Here is a 26,972-nt window from a genome sequence, read left to right as displayed (position 1 = left end):
ATGGGCATTGAGATCCCTCCCGGCCTGCAGTGGGTTGCGTATCTGGCCGGCGAGGCGTGGCCCAAGGGTGACGAGACCGCGATGTTCCAGCTTGGCAACGACTGGATCGCCTCGTCCCAACAGATGTCGGCGCTGGTCCCGAAGTTGCAGCAGGTCCAGACTCAGGTGCTGTCGACGATCTCCGGGCAGACGGCGAGCGCCGTTGCGGCGCAATTTCAATCGCTGCTGTCCGGCGATTCGTCCGTTCAGAATCTGGCCGACCAGATGTCGTCACTGGGCAGTCTCGGTCGACAGACCGGCACCGAAATCCAATACACCAAGCTGCAGATCCTGAGCACCCTGGCGATCGCCGCCGCGGAGATCGCCTACGCCCTCGCGTCGATCGACTGGACGTTCGGGGCGTCGCTGGCGTGGATTCCGCCCATCGAGGCCATCACCATAGCGGCGGTGCGCGCGCTGGTGACGCAGCTGCTGCGCCGCATTGCGACCTCCGTGGCCGAGGCGTTGACCAAGAAGGGTTTGCAAGAGCTTGCCAAGAAGGCGGCGGTTCAGGTGATCAAGCTGGCCCCCGAGATGCTCAAGGGTGCGGCGGTCGGGGCGGCCATCGGCGTGGTGCAGGACGTCGCCATCCAGGAGTGGCAGATCCAGCACGGGTTCCGCGACGGCGGACTCGATCTGGGCCAGGTCTTTGAAATCGCCGTCGGTGCCGTGGTCGGTGGCGCCCTGAGTCCCATTGCGCACGGCGCGATCGCGAAAGTGCTTGGCGAGTCTAATGATATCGCCTCGAAGCTCGTCGAAGGGGCGATCAACCACTTCGGCACAGGAGTGGTGGGAAATGTGGGCGGCGCGGTGGCCACGGGCGGTGGGCTCGACGCCGCGGACGTCTTCGGCGGCGCCGGTGGGGGCGCCATCTCCGGAGGGATTCGTGGCGGTACCGAACACCCGCACGACGAGCCACACCCGGGCGACGGCGAATCGAGCGGTGGCAAGGGCGGATCCCCGGACACGAACGGCGGACCGCACAGCGACGACGTCAAACTCGCGCCGATCAACACCGGACCGCTTGGGCTGTCGGGTGACTCGCTTTTCAACTCGACGGCCGACCCAACCGACGCGAGAAGCGATCCGCCGCCTCCCGGCGGGCCCCCGCAGCCAGGCACCGACGGCCGCTCGTTGCCCAACGACGGGAATGGCTCGTTCGCGAGGGCACCTGACTCCGGTGCGCAGGAATCGGCGCGGCAAGACTCCACCAGTCAGGGGGAGCCGGTATCCAGGGCGACCGCTTCTCCGCCGAGCGGTGCAGCATCTTCCGGCGGGGGAGCTCTGGCATCGCCTGACGGCAGTCGGTCTGGCGGCTCGGAAACCGATAACGGGTCGGGGCAGGCCGCGCCGTCAACCCGCGTCGCGTCCGGCGATTCCCGAGACACCGTCCAGCTGCCGTCGACCTCGACCGGCGGAACCTCTTCCGCACTCCACCAGAGCGGTGTGTCGGGCGGAGGACACCCGGATCCGACGAGAACACCCGGACCGGCGACGACCGCGCCGACTACGGGTGCGGCCGACACCAGATCCGGTCAACGTCCTCCTGCCACGGACGGTTCCGGCGGCGCCTCCCGCGCGACAGCCGTCGGGCCGTCGTCGCCATCGAAGCCGTCGGTGGTCGCCCGGACCACGGAAAACGTTGCGCCGCAACCGTCCAGGCAATCCGCAGCAAGCACCGGTTCGTCCCCGAGCCAACCGGGTCGGGACAACGAATCGCTCGGCGCGGGCGACGAGTCGGGCGCGGGGGTGGCGTCGACGTCGGTCCCCGGAAACTCGGCGGCGCCGCATGACGCACCAGCCGATCTAGGCGCTAAATCCCTGTCGGACAACTCTTCTGTGGGCGCCGACGCTCCATCACCAGCCCGTGCCAATGACGGCCGCGAACGGGGTGCGCATGAAGCGGTCGAGAGCCCTCCCTCATCGGAGTCGGTGGTGTTCGGGGGTTCGCCGGCGGGTGGCGACGTCGTAGAGCCGGGCGGCGACGCCGTCGTTCGGAATGTCGAGCCTGCCGCGGATACGGCCGCGCCGGCGCTGGCGCCGGCCCGTGATACCTCGGCTGCCTCGACCAGCGCCTCCGCCGGTCCGGCGGAAAGCTCTGGGCCGAAATCGGAGGCCCTCGCGCGGAACCGCGACGAGCCCGGGGCGCAGCAGACGAAGGATGACGGCGCCGGAGTGGCCGATCGCCCGACTGCTAAGCCGCAGGACGGCGGGGTCGGCAATCAGAGGCCGTCGACACAGCCATCACCATCGCGTAGCCGGCTGCGGGGGATTCCCGACGAGACAGCGCCACCCGGACGCCCCCGCTCGGGCGCGGGCGCCGACGAACGACGCACTTCTCTGTTCCCGGCCACTGCGGCGCGCAATGGCGAGTCGGTCGATTCCGCACCGGAAGCAGGGAGACCCGAGCGGTCGGCGTCGGGGCGACCGTTGCCGGAGCCGCCTGATGACCGGCCGCTGCTGGCGGCGATTCCCCACTCAACGAGCACGATCGACGAGGTCCGGGACTGGATCGGCGACGTCATCGACAGAAGCAAAGGACGGGTGCCGCCGACGGGCGATCGGCTGACCAACTGCGGCCCCGCGACCATGGTGGTGTTCGACAGGCTCTCGGGGACGGCGGGTTTCGCGCGGGCGCACAACGCGGTGTTGACACCGGACGATCTGGGCGCGGCGACGGGTCTGCCGTTGGTTCCGGGTCCACCGGACGGCATCGGTGAGCGACTGATCAAGGCGGGCAAGGGCGCCCACACCGTGGTGGCCGTCAGGTTCGCCAACGGCGAGCAGCACAGCTTCAACGCGTTCTTCGACGGTGAGAACGTTTACGCCCTGGACGGCCAGGACGGAACCGTCAGGTCATGGCCGCCGAATTTGAATCGTGCTCGCAACCCGGTGACGCACTGGTTCGTGGGGACACCGTTTCACGGCGACCGGTCGATCTTCGATCTTCCCGGCGAGACACCGCATTCCACCCACACGGATGTTCCCTCGCCGCACCGAAACGGCGGCCGCTCCGGCGTCACCCGGTCGGTCCTGCACGCCGAAAACTTTGCCCCGGGCCCCTCCCGTCACGGCGCCGACGATGGTGAGTACGGTGCCGACCATCCGCAGCCCCAGCCCGCCTCCGCCGGACCTAGGACCCTACGTCACTCGCGTCCCCGCCCGGCATCCGCTCACTCGTCAGACTCTTCGATCTCGAGCTTCGGGGGCGAGCCGGTCTCAAGGTTCGGGGCCGACCATGTCAACGAGCTCGATCGCAATCCGCTCGACGATGCCGGCGAGAACGGACCCCGACCGCTTCTTCACCTCTCACCCGACCAGCGTGACGCATGGAACGCCGAACTCGACCGACACGGTACCCAACTCAGCGCCAGGGCGCGGGCGAGGTTCCGGCCCGGCGCCCCCACGACCATGGCGGAGGCGTGGGAGAGGTTCGCCGCGGCGTACAACGCCCACGAGGCGGCCGCGTCGGACCCCTCCGGCGCGCGGGGCCTAACTCGCGCCCACCTGGCGGTGGCACAGCATGACCTGCGGCGCTGGGGGCTTGATCCCGACGAGTTGGTCACGCGGTTCCGCGACCATGCCGACGGGTCACCGGCCGAGCCGACTTCGGCGCCCGGAGGGCCACGCGACACCCCAGGCGGGGACGCGACCGACGAACCGCACGACGTGCTGAGGAGCGGTGACGGCCACGTGATGGGCGCCGACGGCGAAATCTATTGGGGCCTGTATGGCGGCGCGGGGCTGCTGCTGCGGGCGAGACGCCCCGACGGTTCGGTGGCGGTACTGCTGCAGCATCGAGCGGAGTGGACCGACCACGGCGGCACGTGGGCGCTGCCCGGTGGCGCTCGAGACCTCGGGGAGACGGCCCAGCAGGCGGCGCTCAGGGAGGCGCACGAGGAAGCCGGTTTGGCCGCCGACCTCGTTAACGTCCGCGCACCGATCGTGACCGCACGGGCCCCGGGCATCGACTGGACCTTCACGACCGTATTGGCCGACGCCCCTTACGCATTGGAGACGACATCGAGCGACGAAGGCTCGCTCCGATGGGTGCCCGAGGACGAGGTGAGCGGCCTACCGCTGCATCCGGGGTTCGCCGCCAGCTGGGACGGGTTGCGTACCCAGATGGCCGACAACCCGCTACCAGCGCCCCGACCCAGCGCCCAGCTTGACCCCCACGTCGACCCACTCGACGCTGTCGGCGTGTTCAGCAACTTGCGAAGCGGCGCCACGTTCTTCCGCACTGACGACGACCTGCTGTTCCGCTACGACACCCGACCGCCCGACGTCATCTTCGATCAGGGGTTCGCTTCGCGTGGATCGGTCGTGCCGGGCCTCGTCGAGCCCCCGAATTTGGTCTCGACCGCCCGGCATCCGAACATCGTCGTCAATTTCCTGAGGCGCGATGGGACCCAGGTTTTTCTCTACCTCATCGACGCGCCCGGCGGCCTTGACCTGAACAGAACCGAGGGCCTTAACCCCGGCGCCTACCAGCAGGAGATCGCGTTCCTCGGGGGCATCAGGCGCGAGAACATTGTCGGAGTTCAGCCGGTTCTGCGGTTGCCGGCCGAGTCCGGGGACCCGGACGTTCCCATCCCCGCCGAGCTCGGAGAATTCGAGGCCAATCCCCACTTTCATCCGGAGCTGCCGAGCGCGGCGCCCCACGCCCCGTTGGGTGCCGTGCACGACTCCAGCGTGCCGCCGTCACCGGACAGCGGTGGGTCCGTTTCGTTTGTGCCGTACTCAAGCGAGGTCTACGCGCGGCGATTCGATGATTTCGATGACTTTGTCTCCGGCTCGGACTCACCGCCCCACCCATCGCGAAGTGCGTTGGGCGCGTTGCCCACTGATGGCTCGGCGGGGTTGTCGCCCGTCGGAGAAAGCGCCCGCATCTTCGACGAGCGCGGCGAACCCATCGTCCCGACCGGCCCGCTGCCGGGAACGACCAGCACGGAGCCCCCCGTCTTCTCCGCCCACCGGCCGAGCGCCCAATTCCACCCTGACGTGCGGGTATCGGACATCACGGGCGGATCCGCGACGCAATCGAACTCATCGCACAGCGCGCCGAGTGGCTTGCGGCCCGACACGGAGCCGCACGATGCGCCGGCGCAAGCGGAATCGTCCGTGGACGCCCCGCCACCACCGCCGCTCGACGAACGTGAGGATCTGACGAATAGTGACGTCGCCGCGTACAACCGCGTCGTTCGAGATTGGCTGGACCGTATCGGCGGCCAGCAATGGCCTGATGTTTCACGCGGGAGAGCGGTCACGTTGAACGAAGTGGTTCCGACGGGTCAGCGGTGGAGGTTGTACATCGACCCTATGGACCACGCGGCGGCGGCTGAGCGTGCCGACCCGGGCTCTCTGTACGACCACCAGCAATCCCCCGGGTATCAGCAAGCCATGGCCAGGTCCTACGAGATTTTCCTTGACGATCCGAACGTGCTGCAGCGACGGGTCGACTGGACCGAGTACTCCGAGATGCACTGGCGGGCAACCCGAAGCGTGGCCGGCGACTTCGAGCTCGCCGATGTCGAGGAAAGGCATAATTTCCATCCGATAGTCGCGGACGGACCGGCCGACGACCTGCTTGCCGAGCGGGTCGCCGGGCGTCCGTTGGTGACGATGGCCCCACCGGAGCTGGGTAAGTACGACCCCCTGCCGGAGAACCTGCGCGACCACGCGATAGTCACGGTGTCTTCATCGTGGGGTGATATCCCAGCAATCCGAACGGAACTCGCCGAGCATCGCGTGCCGCGCATGGTAGATGCGGCCTTGGCTCAGTACTACGACGAGATGGCTGGGGCGCACACCGAACGCGATCAGTTGCGTGCCATCGGGCGGGTGGTGCGCACCCTGCACGTGATGCATCCGCACAATGACGGGAACGGCCGCCTCAACATCAACCTGCTGCTGCCAAGGCTGCTGCTGGCCAACGGATTCTCGCCCGTGATCACCCACTCGATGTCCGACTTGTTCTCGGGAGGGTTCTCGCTCGACCAGATCGCCACCGCGCTGCGGTGGGGCCAGGACCGCGACCTGACCCGTGGGTTGGACGACTTGCGGCCCCCGCCCGAACGGAGCGCGTCGGATGCGACCGCACCGGATACCGGGACTGATTCCGCCGCGGAAGGTGTTGTTTCGTTCCGGGATACGCTTCCCGACGGGGTCGACCTCGATCACGAGTACGGGCCCTTGGTCGGGGCAAAGAAGGTCAAACCGGAGGAGACCGCGGCGGACGGGACTCCGCGCGTCAACCCGGCGTTCTATCAACTTCCGGACCTCCCGCCACTGGTCCTCCTGTCGCATACAAAGGCAAAGTGGCACTACACCGTGGACGCCGAGGGTGGCATCCGGATCGGCAGCGAAGAGCTGGGTGAGCTGTTATCGGAAAAGGAGCTCACCGAGCACTACCGCGCCTATCACGGCCAGCCGCCGGAGTCCGGCGGGCAGCTGGAAGAGTTCCGGAATCTCATCAAAGGCCAGGGCCATCCAACGATCGCCGTGGAGTTCGACGACACCGGTGCGGTTGCGAACCCGATCCCACGGTCGCGAGTCAGTGGTGAGATCAGGTGGAACGACGAGGCGCAGCAGTGGGAGGTCAACGACAAGTCCGGTCGCTACATGAGTGAGAAGGTTCGCATTCCTCTGCCGGACCCGACGGACATGCAGCGGTGGGTCGATAACGTGGCGGCCCGGCTTTCGTCGCATCTCGGTGAGCCGGTGCAGGGCAGGCTGGACAAGCATGCCGACGCCCAGGGGCCGACGACGCAGCAGCCCCCTGCCAGGCCCGAGGCGCCGCCGCCCGCACCCGAAGATCACCGCGCCGCCGATATCCCGACGGTCCAGGTCGACCGGCCGCCGGTCGACGCGCGCCCGGAACCCGCTGTTGCCGATGGCGTCCCGACCGGCGCGCACCCCGTACTCCCAGAACCGGATGCCGGTGTGGCCGACGCACCGCAGTTCTCGTCGCATCCGCCGCAAAGTCTCCTACAGGGCTTTCCCGCGGATCCTCCTGTTGGTGCTGTGGCCGACGACCGCGCCGACGTCACAGCCCCGACGGACGATGCCGGCGACCAAGTGCACCAGCCTGATTCGCCACGGACCCCTGCCGCCGGGGGCGACGGCACAACTGAGTCGACATCGCGGAGTCGGCAGTCATCGGTCGCATCCGGTGACGCTGTCGGTGATGTTGCCTCGCAAGGCGATTCAGAGTCCTCTCGAGAATCGAGCGAGGACGATTACGGCGCCAACCCGGTGTCATGGTTCGACCACGACCTCGACGATGCATCGGTCGACTCGTTCGTCGAGACGGCCTTCGCGAACGAGGGCGTGCGCGTCTGGCTGCAGAGCATCGGGCGAACCGACTGGCCCGACGTGGCACAGGCGGGGCCCGTCTTGCTCAGGGATGTGCTACCGCCGCAAGACCGGTTTCGGATGTACCTGAGCGCCGATGATCACGCCACCGCGCTGGAAGAGCGTCCGGACAATCCGGGGAGCCTCTACGACACCGACGAATCGCCCGGCTTCCAAGCGGATATGGAGTCCGCCTACCGATCCGTGCTCGACGACCCGGACGTCCTGGCACGGCCGATGGACTGGTCGGAATACCACCGCATGCACACGCTGGTAACCGGGCACGCCCGCGACGCCGATCCCGGCCAGGATTTCCGAATCACCGGAACCGATTTCGACCGCGGCATGGACCATTACGTCGCTACCCTGCAGATAGCTCCGGATCTCCTGGCCGAGCGGCTCGGCGGGCAGCCGCTGATCACCGAAGGCCGGCTGCGCGACGTCCCCCTGCTCAGGCGCATGGATGTGATCGTCACCCTGACCCGAGACGACGAGCACCACCTGGAGCTGACGACCGCATACCGGGCCAATCGGGTGCCCGCGCTGGTTAACGCGGCATTCGATCAGTATCACCAGGATCTCGCGGCGGCTCGTTCGGAGCATGAGCGGTTGCGCGCGATCGGACGGGTGGTGCGCACGCTACACGTGATGCACCCGTTCAACGAGGGCAACGGTAGGGTAAACATCTATCTGTTGTTGCCAAGGTTGCTGCAGGCCAACGGGTTTCGTCCGGTAATCGCGCCATCCATGGGGCACCTGTTCTCGGGCGGGTTCTCGTTGGACGACATCGCCACCGCCTTGCGGTGGGGCCAGGACCGTGACCTGTCGATCGGTTTGGACGACATGCGTGGGTCGGCGCCGTGGCAGCTTGCCGGCGATGACACCGGCTTGTTTCCCGCGCTGCCGGACTCCGAGCCGAGCTCGGAGTCGACATCTGAGTCCGGGGCGAGCCGACCGTCCCCACCAAGGCCATATCCTGCCCGCAGCGTGCTGGGTGGCTTGCCCCCCGAGGACCCGGTCCCCACAGATGACGCCCCGGTTCAAGCGGGTTCGGACAAGCCTGCCAGCGCAACGCATCCCAGCCACGAAACGCAGACGGCGGAGCCGTCCCGGGATGCCGCCACGCCGGTCGACGTGGACAATGCCCCAGCTTCGCAGTCGCCGCCGCGCGAACCGGCACCCGCCTTCCCCGGCGAGCAGCCTCCCCGCCCCTCGCTGCGGCTCGACACCCGGCTTGGCGAACCGGAAGCGGCGCGGCCGCACGAAACACTAACCGCGGCGCCGGTCGAGGTCACCACGGCAACCGATTTGGCGGCCAGGCCGCCGAAGGACGACACCCGTCAGCCGGATGACGCGCCACCCCCCATCGACCCTGATCCCGGACCGCGGCCGCCCACGCGGTTCGGGGACAGGCTCGTTCTCGGCGGCACGGACGTGCTCGAGCGGTTCAGCTCGGACGACGAAGGGCTCCGTCACATCGAGCGAGAGGTTCGTCGCCTGGGCGGTGACGGGGCGTGGGAGGCGAACCGCGAGCAGATCACGGCGGTGTTCTCCGACGACGGGCTGCGCCCCGAGGCGCCCGGCATTCTGCGCGGCGGTCGCCCGCCCCGACTCGTCATCAAACTCGGGCTCGGGCGCACCTTGACGATCGAGCTCCGGTTGGACGGCGCATCGCCGCACTCGGAACTGCACTTCGAAGAAGAGATCGACAAGTACGAGTTCGAGCACACCTCCGACGCCACCAGCACCTCGGGCTCCAGCGACGAGCGCCGAACCGTCGTTTACGGGGCGGTCCAGGGAAACATCACCCACCCCGAGGTCAGCGAAACGGCCGCCCTGATCGGCTCCCGGGAGCACGTCCGGTCGTTGACCGAGCAACGGGCGGACCGCCAGATCAGCGGCGGGCAGACGGCCGAGGCCGCCACCCGTTTCGGCGGCAACGTCCGGGCCGTCATCACGCACATGCTCAGCAGCGCACCCGACGAGGTCCACGCCCATGATCTTGACTACCGCATCCGGGTGGTGGTCCCCACCCGTGACGTGGACGACCGCGGCGGGGACGACGACGCCGAGGCGCGCGACACGCTGGGTCCGCTGCCCGGGGAGTCTGCGCGACACGCGCAGACAGACCCGCCGCGGGTCCGTTCCACCCGTGCGCTCAGCGGCTCCGACATCGTCACCAACCTGTGGCTGATGCCCGACGACGCGCCGTCCGCTGATGGCGGCGCAGACCGGGTTCCCGCCGGGCCCCGGCCGCAGGACATCGCCGCGTTCCTCGAGGGCGATCCCATGCGGGAAGCGTTCACCAAGGCCTACGGCGCGCTGGCCGATCAGGCGATCGCCGAGACCCAAAACTGGCTCACCCTCGAGCAATTGCAGGCGACCATCCACGGCGCCACCAACAAGCAGCCCCTCTTCCTGAATTTCGAAGGGATCCCCGGCGCGTACCTGGCGGTGCACGCGTTCCTGGAGCCCCTGGGCACGCCGTCGGCGGTCCGCTCGGGCGAGGACGCCGCACACCACGATCTGCCGCCGATGATGCGGCAAACCGGGAAGACCAAGGAGACCGAATTCCACTTCGGCACGGAGACCGACACCTCGCGGGTGCACCAGGATGCGGTGACGTGGTCGGCTCAGTTCCCGCTGCCGGGCCGGTTGCGCGGTCAGGGCGGCAACGACCACGGCGAGGTCGAGGGCGGCCTGGACGGCACGGCCACCCGCGGAACGACGCGGAATGAAACCGAAAGCCGCCAGTTCCGCGTCCGCAACACCCTGAAAAATCCAGCCCCCGGCCAGGGCTGGCACGGGCAGGCCCGGCTTCGGTTCGAGATGCACGCCCCCGGCGCCATCTCACCGGCCCACCTCGGCGCGCCGTTCAAGGGAGCAGTCCACGAGACACGCGCCCGCTTCGACGTCCTCATGGAGCAGTACGAGACGCAACCCACAGAGGACTACGCGGGCAAGGAGGTGTGGGCGCCTCCACTGCGGATCTGGGGCGATGGCCCGCCCATGGAGCGCAATTCAGTCGCGCGCTCATCCTGGTGGCGATTGGGCCGCGGGCATCGCAGCGTCACCGATTCGCGGGCCGGCGGCCAATCGCGGCCCGCATTTGAACCGGCGCGGGCGAGGGTTCCGCGCGGCGCAGGCACCACCGCCCCGCTGCGTGGCCTGGGCAGCATGGACCGCGTCACCAACCTCGACCTGAGTGGTTTTCACGGCATGCTCGACTCAATGGGGCACCGTGCGTTCGGTGGCGATTGGGCGAAGGTGCGCGCTGGCGTCTCATCGCGATATCCCCTCAACCGCATCCGCGCCGCGGTGCCCGCGATGACCCAGCACAGCCCATTGACCGAGACCCACCTGTCGGGACCCGGTTCGAAGGACAAGTTCGCGCTGACCGCCGACATCGAGCGGCTCACGTTCCGCCGGGTGATCAACACGTTGTCCAGCCCGAGCGCCGAGGTGACGCACGGATCGGCCGTCACGACCGACCGCAGCCAGCAGATATCGGTGCAGGGCGCGTTCGGAGGACGCTTCGGACACCTTGCGGGCAGCACGGCGCTGGGCGAGGTCATCGGCGGCGGCACGCGCAACATTCGCGACGGTGAGCGCGTACGTAACCAGCAACGCGTCGCCGTGGCAACCAAATTCGACCAGCCCATGGCCGTCTTCGACGGCTGGCTGCGGCTCGACGGCACGATGACGGGCCCCAAGGCGACCGTGCACGAGTCCGGCCTCTTCCCGGTGGAGATCGCCATCCCGCTCAGCGATCTGCACGGCAGCATCGAGGCTTCCCGCTGGCAATCCGCCCTGCCGCCGACCTTCACCCGGGACGTGCCGACCGGGTTCGTCGACCAGCCGCGGCCCAAGCCGGGGCCTGACCCGGTCGACCGGGCTCCCCAGCCCCGAAATCCCTTCGCGCCGAAGTCGATCGAGCACCGGGGCGAACCGCCGGGGCCCGGCCGGCACACCGCGCCCGCGCCGGAGGCCCCGCCGTCGTCGTCCGGTCCCGAGCGCCGCGCCCGCAACACCAGTTTCGTCGTCGACCAGGAAGTCCGCGACAACCCCGACGCGTACCCGCTGATCGACAGCCCGAAGTCGGAGACCGCACAGCATCAGTGGCCGCCCGTGCGCCGCGGGACGGCCGACAGCGGCCCCTCGCGCGAACAGACGATGGACAGCGGGCCTTCCCGGCAGGAGACGACGGACAGCACCACGCCGTTGATCCGGAATCGTCAGGGGACGGTGGACAGCGCTCCCGGCCGTCGCGACACCGTCGACGCCGGGCTCACCGATGCCGCCGACGGCACAGCACCGCCGCGCCCGGCCGAGCCGAGGCCCGAGGAACTGCAGTGGACACCGCCGCGTGCCGCCGAGGAGCCGCGCCCGCCGGACCACGCATTCCGCGAGGCCTGGCACCCGTCCGACATGCTGCTCGGCGTCGACCCGGCCTCTGGCCTGATCGAAGCCATCGCCGACGATTTGGGCCCGGTCCTCGGCAGCTCCCTGGACGACGCGAAGGCCGGCATGGCGGGCCAGTTCGGCCCGCAGGTCTTGGTCGCGCGGCTCACCCACGAATCCGGCCAGCAGTGGAGTCACGACATACCCGTTCCGGGCGGCAAGATCACGGTCAAGGTCCGGCCCGTTCGCGGGCAGAACCCCGAGGAGGTCCGCTACGTCGGCTCGTCGAAGAAGTTCGAGACCGACCTGTCCGTCGAATCGCAGTCCTCGACGGGACGCATCTACGGCGACGCGGTGCGGCGGGTGGCGGGCGGCCGCATCCAGATCCCCGTGCCGCACGGCTCCGTCAGCGCGCAGGTCACCCACACCGCGTCATTGCACGCCAGGCAAGACATCACGGGCCGGGCCGACCAGGGCGTCGGACCGCTGAGCAACGTCGATTTCCCGAACCTGACCGGTGAGGTCGAGCACCGGATCCCGACCCGGGTGCGGACCGTCGAGGAGCACGACTTGTTCCGCCAGCCGATCCGTTTCGACATCAGCTACGAGCAGCACGTCAAGGGGCGGGTCATAACGGGCCTTCCGAAGGCCCCGGAGCCGGTGCGGCTCAACGGTGTCTTCTCCTACCCCAAGCGCACCCTCACCCCTGGCGAGCGCGTAAACCCACGGATCGAGGCCGACCAGACCGTCGTCAAGATCCGGCCGCGCATCGCCCTGGACGTGGTCCCGTCCGACGCCGACCAGCGCACGCCGCGCGAGGACCTGGTGGCGACACACATCCTCGATTCGATGGCCGCCCAGGGCGTCACGGTGTTCGGCGCCAAGTGGCCCGCGGTGCGCGCCGAGTTGGCGGGCCACGTCAGGACCATGGCGATCCAGCGGAGCCTCGGCGATTACAGCCGCGGCCACGCGGACACAATCCGCCTCAAGTCGGTGCGCGGCGCCACGGTGTTACTCACCGGCTACGTCGACTCCATGAACCGGGCCGACGCGAAATCCACCACCGAGTTCTACAGCGGCGGCCAGCAATCCATGAGCGCAGGGGTCTCCACCCCCAGGACCCGCAACTGGCAAGGCTACGTCCAGGCGCAGGTCGACGCCTTGCCCACCGGCGACGCCGTGAACCTCTCGGTGTTGGGTCGCATCTCGGGCGGGGCCGGCAGCGAGACGATCGACACGCGCACCAGGAGCTCGGCCACCGGCACGCTGTTCCGCAAGAAGATCGACACGTTGACGCACGTCGGCACCGCAACCATCAGGGCCGACATGCATTCGCCGGGCGGCTTGTTCGGCATCGGCGGCACCCCCGTGCACCGCTACGGCACCGCGCACGTCGACTTCATCACCCACGAGTCCCCGACGGACAAACAGGAGCACCCCCTCTACGTCCCGCGGGACGGCATCATCCCCGGCGCCGAAGGGACCGCGCCGCAGCGCGATCCGGAGCTGCCCGCGCGCGGGCTGAGCCGTGACACCATCATCCGCCGGATCACCGACGGCGCCGATTTCCGGACGCGGACGCTTCAGAGCCTGCACGCGTTGGGCATTCGCAATATCGACCAGCACGTGCACAGCTACCTCAACGACACCCGCCTGGCCAGCAGGATCGGCGCCATGTCCCGCGTCGCGCGCGGGGGTGAGGGCGTGGAGCTGCTCCGGCAGGGCGCCCTGCGGATCACCGGACGCGCCGAATTCCGCGACCTGAACTTCAAAGAGATCGAACACAAGGGTGGCAACGCCTACGTGCTCAACGACGTCAACCGGAGCCGGCTGCATCACCCGATCAAGACGCGGGAGAGCGGCATCCGAGCGCTGCTCGGACCGCACGGACGCTTCGCCGGCATCCAGGGCAGCCTTCTCGGCGGCGGCGGCCGCAATGTGCGCCAACGGTCCGGGGTCATCTCCAGCCAGGCCGCCAGGCTGGCCGCCAACGCCAAATTCGCGCGTTCTCATGCCGTCTTCGACGGAACCACCAGCATCATCCTGACCGTGCACCGCGGCGGCGTCGACCACGAACTGCCCCCCGTCGACGTCCACGGGCCGATCCTGATCCCCGAATCCGAGACCCGACCGGTCGACCCGCCACCCCCCGTGCGGGCACCCTCCGAGGAGGGCCCCGTAGCTGGGCCCTCGATGCTACCGAAAACTACTGGCGGACGGCATGAGTCCGGAGAGGCGGCTCCCCCCGTAGAGTCGGATGCCGCCGGCCCGTCGGGCGCGCGTATCGACGAAACCCCGGACCCGGCCGAGCGGCCGCAATCGGCGCCGGTCGCGCCGGTGCGTTCCGACGCCCCGCCCGTCGAGGTAGCCGCGAACACCTCCACCACGCCACATGTCGACGCCGCTGTCGAGGGTGCGCCCAGCCCCGGGCCGAAAGTTGACGCTCCGCCCGGTCGGAAGCCAAGTACGACGCGGCCTTCCGACGCCGCACAGCCGCCGCGTAGCACGCAACACGGGTTGCCGTCGGCCGACGAGCCACCGGCACGTACGGTCGCGGAGCGCTCCGCGAACGAGCGACGTCCGATATCGGCCGACAGCGATCCCGCACCGTCGCGGCTCGACTCGCGTCGCGTACCCGAAGGTGTCGAACCGGCTCACGGCGGCCACGTAGTCGATTCGGAAGTGGCCGTTACCGTTCCACACGATTCGGACGCGTCGCGTCACGAGAGCCGCGCCGGGTCGATCGGGGCGCTGAAGGGGTCGCCAACCGGCAAGGTGTCCTCATCGGCGCGACGCTCCGCCGAGGCGGACCGTCGCGCCGATGTGGATCGTCTGGCAGCGCAGGATGCCTCCGGGGGAGATCCGCGGGCTGGGCGCGCCGGGTCGGCTTCAAGGAGCGACGGGCGCCAGAGCCTGCCGCGCGACGCGGTGGCCGACCGGACGGCGGAGACGGCCGGTCCTCGCGCGGAAGACCCAGACGACAACAGCGATCCTTCAGAACCCGAGAACCTGGCCGAAGATCCCGCAGCGGTGCCCCAGAGCGGTCCGGTATCTGCCGACGTGCAAGGGATTGTCGGTTCGCGTACGCCCGGCGAATTCGACCCCGACGACCGAAATGAGCGGGACCGTCGAACAGGCGAAACGGGCATGGAGGCGCCGAGAGGGACGCCACGATTGTCCGGGGACGACCGGACGACTCACCAGACGTTGCCGGGCGGGACCACACCCTTCGACGACTGGCGCCGGTTCGAGGCCGCCGAACCGCAGCGCGCCGCCGACGTCTTGGCCGACGCGTCTGCGAAATTGGATCGAGCCGGAATAAGCGATGCCGGGGAATGGGCGCAACGCGCCTACCGGGAGATTCCGGACTACCAGCGCCGTCTCGATTCCCGGGCGCTCGCTCAGGTTCTCTTCCACCGGGTGACGACCGGCCAGTCGTATCCGGGAGGTAAGGGCGGGGCGCGCGGCGGCTACAGCGCCCAGTTGGAAGAGGCCTTGCGGTATGTGGAGAGCCAGGCCGACGAGCGAACCGGGCTATCCGCGGATCAAGCTGCCGTGCTCAGCGTGAGCTTGCAAGACGTTCACTCGATCAGCGAAGGGCAATCCCGTCGCCTGACGGCTCTGGGTTTCCCGCTGCCACGGGACGTCGAGGTCGGCGGCAGGCGAGGCGGCCCTTCTCGGCTCCCTGAGCAGCCGGGTCCGGCGACCGCGCGGGCTGGCGACGCCCAGTCGGAAGCCGAGTCCGAGCTATCTGACTTGACCGGCAGCGACGACCACGGCGACACATCGGAAGAGGAACCGCCTCAACCGAAGCGGCCGACTACGGGCAACCAACCGGTGAGTCATTCGAAGCGCCGGCGGGTAATCATTTCGGACAGCGAGTCGTCCGAGGACGAGTCGTCCCACGACGAGCAACCCGGCAAGGGTAAGCAGCCCGCGGGACGCGCGAGGAAGCGTCAGCGAGTCGTTCTATCGGAGAGCGACGAGTCGGCAGACGGCGAAGGCCACCCCGAAGCGACGCATCCCGATGCGCTGCCACCGAGACAACCCGACAGGGGTACGCAGCGGGGAAGCGTCCGCCTGCGTGGGCGAGTGATTCTGTCGGATGACGAGTCTGCGGGTGGCGATGGTCGACGTGACGAACCGGACGCTGACGCACCGCCGCCAAACCCGCAGGACAAGGGTAAGCAGCGGGCTGAACGTCGCTCGGCGCCCGTCGCGACCGCTCCATCGGCCCCCGGTCGAGGGATGGTGATGACGGCTGAGCAGGTGGAGAAGATGCTCAGACGGTTAAAGGACGAGGAGACCAAACCGACCGGCAAGAATGGCAAACCTCTGTCGGCGCATCAGATCTCCCACCAATTCCCCGGCTCCGCCGAGGCGAACAGGCGTTATCTGAGCGCGACCGGCTGGCGGGACAGAGGGCTGGCTGATCGGTTGAGCCGCATGGCGGACTACCCGCAATACCGCTCGGCCATTCAGGAATTGGTCAAACATCTGGGGATTCATGAGGAGCTGCCGGAGCCGCAGCAGGGCAACTATCGCCGCTTCACCGCCGAAGACCTGCTTGCTGTGTTGCAGGCGCTGGAACGGCGGAACGCTTCTGCGGCAGATAGAAAGCACAGCGCATTCAAGTTTGTCGAGAGGGAAACGGGAATCCGCGTCGATGCGTTGAAACAGCACATTCTGGGCGACGGTAGGCTCAGGGCGCCAGGGAATCTCAATAATCTGCCCGAATACCCGCATTTCCGTAAGCAGCTCATCGAAGCTCTGAAGCGGCTCGGCCATACCGATATGTCGGAACAATTGCCGATGGCCGAACCGGTCAAGCGTTCGGGTGGCAAAGCGTCTTTGTCGGTGCGCGCGCCGATCGGGGATGCTGCCGGTTTGCCCGTCGCGCGCTCGCTGGATCGAGCAGAGGCGCCTTCGGTCCGGCCGGACCCCTCGGGTGCGTCCTCTGGCAGCCGGCCCGCGGACCATGCGTCTTCATCCGGCCAACAGACGCAACATCACGACCGGGGCCCTGCCGCCCCCGACCAGACGTCCGTGGCGGCCGGGGGTCACAGGCATGTCATGACCGCTCGGCAGGTCGAGGCGATGCTCCGCGCGCTCGCGCGGGATAACGCGAGGCCTTCGGAAGAGCGGCGCAATCATGCAGACATCGTCGAGGACTTCCCCGGGGATCGGACGAGCAACGCGCGATGGCTGAGCGCCTCGACTTGGCGGCTAAACGATCAGCTGGCCCAAGGGTTGAGCCGCATGCCGGACTACCCGGAGCACAGCGACGCCATCCAAGGTCTGGTTCGCCAGCTGGACATTTACGGAGACCTTCCGGAACCGCAGAAATCGCGTCAAGTCCTAACCGCTAGCCGATTGGCTTCCGCATTGGAAGCGCTCAAGGAGTTCAACGACCTCCCGCGTTCCCAGCGCCGCGGCGGAGCCTTTGACTATATGGCGAAGAAAGCGGGTTTGCGCTCTGAAACAGCAGATTCCGATCTGTTGAAGAGGTGGCTTTACTCCGACGGCCGGCTGAAGACGCCGGTGAAGCAACTGAATACCTTGGAAGGCTATGCGGCCGAGCGGCAGCGACTCCACGACGCTTGGCAGAACGTTGGGCGGGGCGACATGGCGCACCAACTTCCGGCGCCAAGCGCCCGCCATGTCAATGAGATGACCGCCCACACCCTGGACGCCGCATTGCGGCGACTGGTGGTCGCGCCGGATACCCCGATGCCCGAGCTCGCCCGGGACCTCGGCGTCGACGTCGGTCTGCTGTCCCGCTATGTCGGCCCGCGCACGCAAGGGCTTCGCCGACACGGCGATGCGCTGGCGGAATTGCGCGGCTATGCGGAGCGGCGCGAGGCGATCGCCGGCTCGCTGCGGAGAATGGACCAAGATAGACAAGCCGACAGCCTGCCGCCGCCGATCGTGATGCGCGCCTTGGATTTCCTCACAGAGTTGCGCACCCATCGTCGCGAGATCGGTGCAGCGATCCGGCTGATGAGAGACAACTCCGCGCTGTCACCGCGAGACGCGGCGGAGGCGGTCGGCATGCCTTCGGAAGCGTTCTCGCTGGCCGCTGAGGCCGGTCCGAGAATTCGCGATCGGCGTGACGTCGAGGCTCAATTGGCAAACCGCGCGGAGTATTTGCACGGTGGCCTCGACGAGGAGTTCTCACGCCTGACCGCCCAGGCACGCGGCGAGCGTGTCGATGACACCGTCAGGTTGACGGAGGTGGACGTCAGCAGGGGTGCGGTCCGCCAGCGGTTCCTGGTCGAAACCGCGGACGGACCTCGAGGGTCCTCGAGGGCAACCAGAATAGAACGCCTCTACGAACACAACCCGGGACAGGTGCAAGGCCCGCGATCGTATGCGCCCGACCGCGCGAGACAGCTCATGCGATGGATGTCCACCGTCTTGCTTGGTGACGATCGGCGTGGGGTGGAGGTGCAGACCTACTTTGACCGCGAGCGCCAGACACTCTATGTGTCGTCGAACACCGTCAGAAACAACAGACTGATTCGCGAACTGCTGGGGGGAGAGAATGGCCTGGAGCGGCTGGCGAACGCCAGCGACGGTGGTGCCGCGGAGAGCCGGGAGAGTCGCCACCGGGACAACCTGAGAACCAAACTGGCCCAGTCCGCGGAGGCGGACGACGAACCGTTGATCAGGGAGATCTTGAGCGCGATTCGGCAGGGCCGATTTGTCGTTCCGGTCGACCGATTCGTCGACGGCGACGGCAACGATATCGACCTGCATGCCGAACGGCGCATTCAACAGGCGCTCAGAGCGGCCGGACACGGTGAAATCGATCTCGACCTACTCGCGGGTACCAGGCGAGCATGTGGCTTCTGTGCTACCGCACTGGGTTTCGAGGACGAGCGGAGGCGCGGACCATTCTGGGTCACCCGTAACGCATCGTCCTTCCTCGACGGTGACAAAATCCTTGCAGACAACAAGAAGAAGTCGATCAAGACGTATGTCACGCGGACGCGGGATGGTGCGATCGACGTCGATTACAACACCGACAGCGAGCCGGAGACTGACGCGGTTTCGTCTGCGCCGGAGACATCACGGCGGTCCGGCGAGCCGTCCACGGTGACGGCACACCCTGGTGGTGGCCTGGATTCCGAGGTAGACATCCCGATGTCGATGTCGATGTCGATGTCGGCGGCCGAAGACCACGGCGACGATGACATGTACGAGACCTGGGACGAATACCACGCCCGCATAGACCGCACCGGTGCTGGACGCGAGTCACCGGATGTGACGATGGCTGACCCTCCGGCGTCTGCGGCCGACGATATCGAGATGGCGGACGCTGAGCCGGGATCGTCGCAGGGTGGCCGCACGAGCGCCCAAAGGGACTCCGGCGCAAGTGATTCGGATGGCGAGGCGGGTGAGCGGGGCGAAGGGCCGCCTGAGCACGATGCTGGGGTGCTCCGGTTGCGGGGTGGGGCCGGTGAGGAGGACTTCGCCGGCGGCGATTTCGGTTTGCCGAGTGCTCAATTGGACCCTTCGGTCGACCCGTGGAATGTCACCGGTTTGCCCGACGGGGCTACGGTTCATTTCCGGACCGACGACGACCCGCTGTTTCGCGACGATTCCCGCGACCCCTTTGAGGTCTTCGAGTTGGGTTTTGAGCCGCTGGACCCGTCCAGTGCAAACCTGGAGAGCTTCGGTCGCGGCCGTCCGGCTGCGTTCGTGTCGACGACCCGTGACCCGGAGCTGAACCATCTCGGACCGCCAACGGAGGCTCGTCCCAGGGTCTTTCGTTATCGCATCCAGGCGCCGGGTGGCATTGACATCAGTGCGACGCTGTCCCATCACCAGGATGTGCACGAACGCGAGATCGTGTTCCCCGGTGGGATCCGGCGGGAGAACATCGTGGGCGCCGAGGAAGTTCTCTCCGGTGGTCCTGGGGCACTTCGCCTCGGGCGCTTTATCGACAATCCGTACTTCGATCCGGCCGCGCCGAATCCGCTCTTCCCGGTGACAGCTCACCGGGAAGAGCCGCACCTGTCCGACTCAGACTCCGACGACGACCCCACCCCTACGAACACTCCTCGGGCGCGGACCGTCGACCTTGACCCGGCACCGGCGTTCGACGACGTCGACGCGCCGCCCGAACGCGCTGCCTCGAGCGACGTCACGGGCCGCTCCCGCGTTGGTCTCCTGGGCGGGTCGTCCGAGCGCCGCCCGCCGACCCGGGCGGAACTCGAGTCGACGTTGGCCCAGCTGGAAGCGCTGCCACACGACGAGGAGGTAGGCGACCTCGCGCCCGATGCCCGGCGCTGGATCGATCGCATCAACAGGGGCGAGGTGGATCCGCCCGCGGATCTGGCTGGCCGCTTCGTGGCGCAAGGAGTGCGGGTGGTGTCCTACGTGCCGCCCACGCGGGGGCACGTCCACGCGGAGGCCGGACCCTCCGGGCATCGCGGTGGCGACGGCCACCACGCGGATACCGTAGAGCCACCGGAGCATTCGGGTGGCTCAGATGTGCGGCCGGCTTCCCCCAGATCGTGGCGCTCGCCCGAAATGCACAGCGAGGACGACCTCGTGCCGGCAGACCAACACCTGGAGGCCTATCTCAGCGTCGCCCCAGCGCTGTCCGACGTCGTCATGCGTCGCGTCGTGCCGACGGCGGAGCACCTACCGGCCGAATCGTTCTTGTTCGACCACCGCCGAACCACAAGTGGCGCCCTGTCCCGGACAGCGATCGTGCACTACTTGGCGGGGAGGGCCGAGGCATTCCTGCGGACGACCACGGCGCTGCAGGAGCGAGCGGGAGTCTCGGTCGAAGGGCTCACCGACGACGAACTGATCGATGTCCTCGACGACGACCCGCGATACTTGCGGGCCTACCCAGAGCTCGACGCCTATCTGGCTCGCGCGGACCGGACCACCGACGCCGACACCAATGCCGCCGCCGGCATGGCAGTCGAAAACGTCATCGATCGCGGCACATCCGTTGAGTTTCACTATTCCCCGTACGACCCGACGGCAGAGGCGCGTCGGGACCTCGTGCTGGACGCATTGGACACGTTGCGCGCGGGTGGCGTTCCGGTACCCACTGGCCCTCTCGAGGTTCACCTGCCTCCCTACCACCGAACGGTGCGGGTGCGGGCGGCGACGGATCCGGAGGGGCAGCCTGGGTTGCACATCGACGCGAGCAAAATCGCCTCCTTCGAAGATGGGTACGCGGCCGGGTTCACCCCTCCCAACCGGCTGCTCTTGACGTCTCTGGTGTCCGTGCCTCCGCGGGCGTTCGGCTCCGAGCGCGCCCATTGGGCGGTCGCGGACGACCTGGACAACACGGGTTTGGGTGTCACGTTGCACGAGCTGATGCACTGGCTTCACTGGGAGAACGATCCGGCTCGTTTCGTCGATCTGGAGTGGACGGCGCTGCGTGAGGTTCACCAGGGGATGGCCGCTGCAGTGAGCGAGTATGCCCTCGCCACCCCGCGAGAGTTCGTCGCAGAGTACGGAGTCGGGCGATTGCTGGGCCGTCCACACGGGAACGCGGCGACGGAAGCCCACTTGGAGCAGCTCTACGAGGCGTTGGGCGGACCGCTACCCCCCGAGGGGTCCCGGCCGTCGCCGGCGCCGAGGTTGACGCTCCGGCAAATCGAGGACCTGGTTGGGTTGTTCCGCCAGGGCGTTACGCGCTTTGACCTCTCCCACCTGGAATGGGCGCACGCACAGCTCGGTCCCTTCGACCGCTGGCGCAACATGCCGGACCTGGCGCAGCTGATGCTCGGCTTGCTCAGCGCACCGCGGGACGAGGTGGAGTCGAGCTCATCTGGCTCGTCGGCCGCACAGGTTCGTCGGCCCGGGAGCTATAGCCCATACGGCGGATCGGAAGCGCGGCAATCGCTCGACTCGCTGAGGGTCCTGGCCGGATCGCCGACGGCGTGGGCTGAGCGCTCGGAGGACTCGGGTCATTCCCGTGCCGATGTCCGAGCCGAGTCGCCGGACGGCCGGGACGGCTTGGTGGGATCGGTCGACGGTCAAGCGTCGCGGTCACCGGGAGTGCCGCAGCACGCCGGGGCGGAGCCACCCGACCGGGGGGCGTCCGACCGGCCGCCGCCCCCGCCAGGTGGCACCGGTGGGCGCTCAACACTGCGCCAGCGGGCGTCTCGGGCCTGGAACCTGGCGCGCAGCCGGTTCGGTGAGGCGCCGTCCGAAACCGGTCGGCCCTTATTGCCCAGTGGTCATACCGCCGAGTCGTTGACACGGCGGTACCCGTACCTCGCCGGGGTGAACGAGGGACGAGACGAGGGCGGCGTCGGAACCAACTGCGTCATGTCCGCGTTCGCATTCGTCATCTCCGAGCGGGAGGGCATTGCCTTCGAGGCGCCGCAGACAGAATCGTTGCCCGGTGCGGATCTGCTGAATTTCCACCGGCAGTCGTTGGATTTGGACGGCGACGAGCATCGCGCTTTCACGGTTCCCGACTTCGACACCGCCGCGCGCGTTCTGGCGGCGGCCGGTGACGGAGAAATGACCCTGGTGGCGATCCCCGGCGATGACGGACCGGTCATCAACCACGTGCTGGTCGGCGTCGTCGACGAGGCCGGGGTGAGCTTCGTTGACCCCCAGCGTGGCGGGCTCGCAGTCGACCCGGGCGACACTGCCAATTTGGTGATCCTTCCGCTCACCCACGGGGTTTTGCCGCTCCATGGTGCGAGGATGCTGACCGAGGAGGAGGTGAGGCCTCAAGCGCGGCGGGGTGACGATTCGCCGCCCGAGCACGGCAAATCGCTTGCCGGCCACAATGCCCAATTGGAAGCAGCGCCGCGGTCGGTGGCAATGGAGGTCGACCCGGAGACCGGTCTCTCGGCGGACCAATCCACCGTCCTCGATGGCCGCGGCAACGCCAGCCAACGGCACTGGGACTTCGACGGAATCACCGCACCGCGCAGCACGATTGACGCGGCCGGGCAGGCTCCCCGCGCATCGTTGTCGGTGTCCACGGGGGCGCGGGCCGCGGGCCCCGTCGGGCTTCCCGTTGCCCGGGGCGGAGCCGAGGACGGGGGAAGCGCCCGTTCCTTGGCAGCGGACGCCACGGGCGGGACGGAAGCTTGGCACGGGTTGGTCGCCGCCGACCCGGCGCGCGCCGGCGCGATCTTTGATCGAACCTCAGCAATGTTGTCGCACAGCGGGATTGGGGACATCGAGGATGTGGCGATCCAGCGGGCTTTTGGGCGGCTGAACCCGGACGAGCGTGCCCGCAACAGCGTGGATGTGGCGCACATAATGACTCACCAAGTGCTGGAGGGCCGGTCCTACGTGGGGCCGCGCGGAGGTAGTGGCAGGGGCGAACGGATTGCCCTGCCGGACGAGCGCGAGCTGACCACCACCGTGACAAGGCTGGAGCGGCGGCCGGACGGTCGAGAGACCGAAGGCCTCGGCCCCGATGACCTTCGGGTGATCGACATGATCCAAAGCGGTCATGTCGTCCCACCACAACACTTGGCCGAAAGGTATGTCGCCCAGGGAATCCAGGTGCGCTCGCACGCTACGGGATCTCGCGGGCAGGTGAACGCCGAGGCGGGGCCTTCCAGGCCATCGCGCCGCAGTGCCGTCGCCCCCGAGGAAGGGAGCGACGCCCACCAGCCGCGAACGGGTTCGGCGAAGCGGGCGGCGGGGGATAACGGCGAAGAGACCCGGCGGCGCGGGCGGCCGCCCAAGCGACTGAAACTAGCTGCCGAGGCCACCGGATCGCCGGAATCGGCTCAGGCCGAAAGATTCGCGAAGGTCACTCAAGCGGCACAAGTCTTGCGGCTGCTCACCGACCTCGCCGCGGAACGCGCCAAGCCCGAACGGGAGCGCGCGGTGGCTGCCGACATTGCCCGTCGGCACCTAGCCGGTGAACCGACGCGCGGGATCCACGAATCGACCGCCTCGTGGATGAGGGCATCGGCCTGGGCGGACAAGGGCAAGAAGCTGCCCGCTCGATTGCGTGCCATGGAAGACTACGGCGATCACCGGGATGCTATCGAAAACCTCCTACGGGACTTGGGCTTACACGATCAGGCGCTTCCCGACCAAGAGACACCGAGCATGACGGCCAAGAATCTGGTCGACGCCCTGCAGGTGCTGGTCGAGAGAAAAGACAAGGGAAGCCAACGCAAACGTGGAGAAAGCGTCCGGGACGAGATGGCGAAGCGGGCCGGCGTCAAGCGCACCGACCTGCAGAACTGGATCACGGCCGACGGCGCACTCAGAAAGACTCCGCGGGAACTCGGCAAGCTACACGGTTTCGTCACCCACCGCGAGCAACTGCAGAAGTCGTTCCGGACCATCGGTTTCGACACCACCGCGGACAATCTTCCCGAGGTGGGTCATGTGGCCGGCGACGGTGGAATGACGGCCGACCACCTGGCCGATGCCCTGGCGAGGCTGGCGAGCGATCCGAGGGAGACACTGCAATCCATTGCCAGTCAGCTGGGAATCAGCGCAGGGCTACTCCGGTTGTATGTCGGCACCGGCGCCCAGGGACTTCGCATGGAGGTCGAAGCGGTGGTGAGGCTCGCCAACTACACCGAGCGGCGCGACTCGATTTTCGCCTCCCTCCATGCGATGGGCCAGCACGAGCAGGCCGAGGCGCTGCCGCCCGCGGCGGTCGGCGCCGCGGATTTCGTCCGGGCGTTCCGCGACGCCTTCCGTGACGGCGGTGGACGGGTCGCGGACGCGGTTTGGCGGATGCGCGAGGACCCGGGCCTGTCCGTGCGGGAGGTCGCGGCCGCCGCCGGCGTGCCCTGGGAGGCCTTTGCGATGGCAATCGAAGCGGGCGGTACGGTGCGCAGCCGCGTCGAGGCCCAATTGCAAAACATGGCACCACACCTGGAAAACGGGCTCACTGAAACGTTCGACCGGCTCGACCGCCTCGCGCGTGGCGAACAGATCGTGGTCGCGCCGACGGGCGTGAGCCGAGTGACGCTTCGGGGCGCCGCCTACGCAGCGGACCGCATCTTCCTCGTCGAGGAGGCGGCCGGTGGGGAAGGCCTCGGGCGGGGGGAATCCCAGCTGACGAGGCTGTACGCGCACAACCCCGGACTGGTGCGGGATCCGCGGTCCTATGCCAACGACCGGCCAGCACAGCTGCTGCGCTGGATGTCGACGGTGTTGAAGGAAAAATTCCCGGAGGGGACAGAGGTGCAGTCGTACTACAACACGGAGGACAAGACGATCTATGTGTCGTCGAACGATCCGGTGACCAACGACCGCATTGCCGAGCTGCTCAACGGATCCGGCTTGCGCGACTTGGTGGAAAACCGCACGAGCGGTGGGCAGGACACCCGCGAGACGCGGCACCGGCACAAAATCAGAGACTGGCTTTCGGGCGCGAGGGATTCCGGGGATGAGTTGGTCGGCGAGATCCGCGCGGCGATCGAACAGAACCGCTTCCGGGTTCCTCGACGCAGGGTCTTTGACGCGGGTAGCCCCGTGAAGGTGCATGCCGAACGCCGCATCAAGGACGAGCTGGCAGCGGGCGGCCACCATGTCATGGACCTCAACTTGCTCGCGGGTACCATGCGGGCCTGCGGGTTCTGTGCCGGCGCTTTGGAATTCGACGACGAGCGGCCGCGCGGACCCTTCTGGCAGACGAAAGCCTCCAGCTATGAACTCGACGCGGAGGGGATCATCCAACGCAACATGACGACATCCGTCGGCACCCGAGTAACCCGGACGCGTGATGGCAGAATCACCACCGATTACAACACGGACAGTGACTCGGACGCGTAGCCGGCGTCAGCGGACCTCGTAGGGCCAGGCCATCCGGGAGAACTTCTCCGACACCGCACCGGCCAGTTCCAGGTAGGCACGCGCGGTCGCGGGCTTGAGCGCGGCGAAGTCGAAGTCGGCGCCCTCGGCCAGGTGCGGTTCGAACGGGACGATGTGGATGGACTTGCACCGCGCTTCGAAATGTTCGACGACCTTGTCCAGCTTCAACGCGGCCGAACCGGGCTTCGACGCGCTAAACACCACGTGGGCGTCGCGCACCAAGGCCCCGTGCCCGTGCTGACTCAACCAGTCCAGCGTCGCCGACGCGCTGCGGGCGGCGTCGATGGCGGGCGAGCTCACCAGCACGATGGCGTTCGCCAGGTCCAGCACTCCGGCCATCGCCGAATGCATGATGCCGGTACCGCAATCGGTGAGGATGATGTTGTAGTAATGCCGCAGGATATCCATCGTCTGCCGATAGTCGGTCTCGCCGAAAACCTCTGCCACCGCTGGATCTTGCTCGCTTGCCAGCACCTCCAGCCGGCTCGGCGCCATCCGGGTGTGGTTGCGGACGTCTGCGTATCGCCTGATGTCCGGATCCCGCAGCAGGTCGCGCACCGTCGATGACGTCGACGTGTCGAGGACCCGTTCGGCCAGCGTGCCGCGGTCCGGGTTGGCGTCGACGGCGATGACGCGGTCGGTGCGCACCATCGCCAGCGCCGAGCCCAACCCCAGTGTGGTGGTGGTCTTTCCGACCCCACCCTTGATGGACAGCACCGCAATCCGGAAATCGCCGGTGATGGGTTGCCGAATCTGCTCGAACAATTCCGCGCGTTCGCGTTCCCTGCGGGAGATGCCGGGGTTGACCCGTCCGCCGGTGACGCGGTAAAGCGCCCGCCGCCAACCCGATTCGGGCGCGTGCGGATCGCGGCTCAGGACTTCGGCCTCGTCGAGCGACGGCGGCGTCCGATACCCCTGGAAAGCCGTGGATCCTTCGCGGCGGTGCCGCGGCCCGGCGGGTGCCGGTAGAGGCTGGGAGCCGTCGAGCCCCGGCTCGTCAGGCGGGAGCCGGTCGGGTGCTGGCATCCAGGGCGGAACACCGGGCCATCCGGGCGACGGCGGCGGCAGGGTCGGGGGCCAGCCCGGAGGGGGTGCGTGCCAACCGGGCTCGGGCAACGGCAGGCCGGGGGGCCATCCCGGCGGCAGCGCGTCGAGGAATGGCGGGCTCGCCGCCTGCTCGTCATGTTCGGTCCCGGGCGAGCGAACTTCCGAAAACCCGCCGTCCATCTCGAGTTCCGGGTCGAAGTCGCTGCCGATCGGGGGTGGTGACGTCTGCCATGGCGGCCGTGCCATGCGTCGCAAGGGGCGAGGCCGCTCCTCAGGAGGGGCACCGTTCCCGAGCTCGTCGGGGTCGGCATCGTCGGGCTCCGGGATCGGACCGTCGG

1 protein-coding gene and 1 pseudogene are annotated in these 26,972 nt (G+C 68.1%); one reads left to right on the top strand and one right to left on the bottom strand.

Annotated elements, in window-relative coordinates; genetic code table 11:
* Window positions 1–25,548, top strand: a complete 25,548-nt coding sequence (locus SKC42_RS22500) for a scabin-related ADP-ribosyltransferase (RefSeq protein ID WP_330966463.1) — start codon at window positions 1–3, stop codon at window positions 25,546–25,548.
* Between the two features lie 6 nt (window positions 25,549–25,554).
* Here SKC42_RS22500 and SKC42_RS22495 read toward each other — a convergent pair.
* Window positions 25,555–26,868 (bottom strand): annotated as a pseudogene (locus tag SKC42_RS22495) (AAA family ATPase); the annotation flags it as partial.
* Window positions 26,869–26,972: the final 104 nt, after the last annotated feature.

Origin of the sequence: Mycobacterium sp. 050134 (assembly GCF_036409085.1) — a bacterium.
Classification (GTDB): domain Bacteria; phylum Actinomycetota; class Actinomycetes; order Mycobacteriales; family Mycobacteriaceae; genus Mycobacterium.
Note: the sequence above shows the minus strand (reverse complement) of the source record. Positions and strands in the feature narration are given on the sequence as shown.

Bases quoted from the DNA above. Each gene is read 5' to 3' on its own strand.
- SKC42_RS22500 (WP_330966463.1), top strand. From the start codon at position 1: ATGGGCATTGAGATCCCTCCCGGCCTGCAGTGGGTTGCGTATCTGGCC.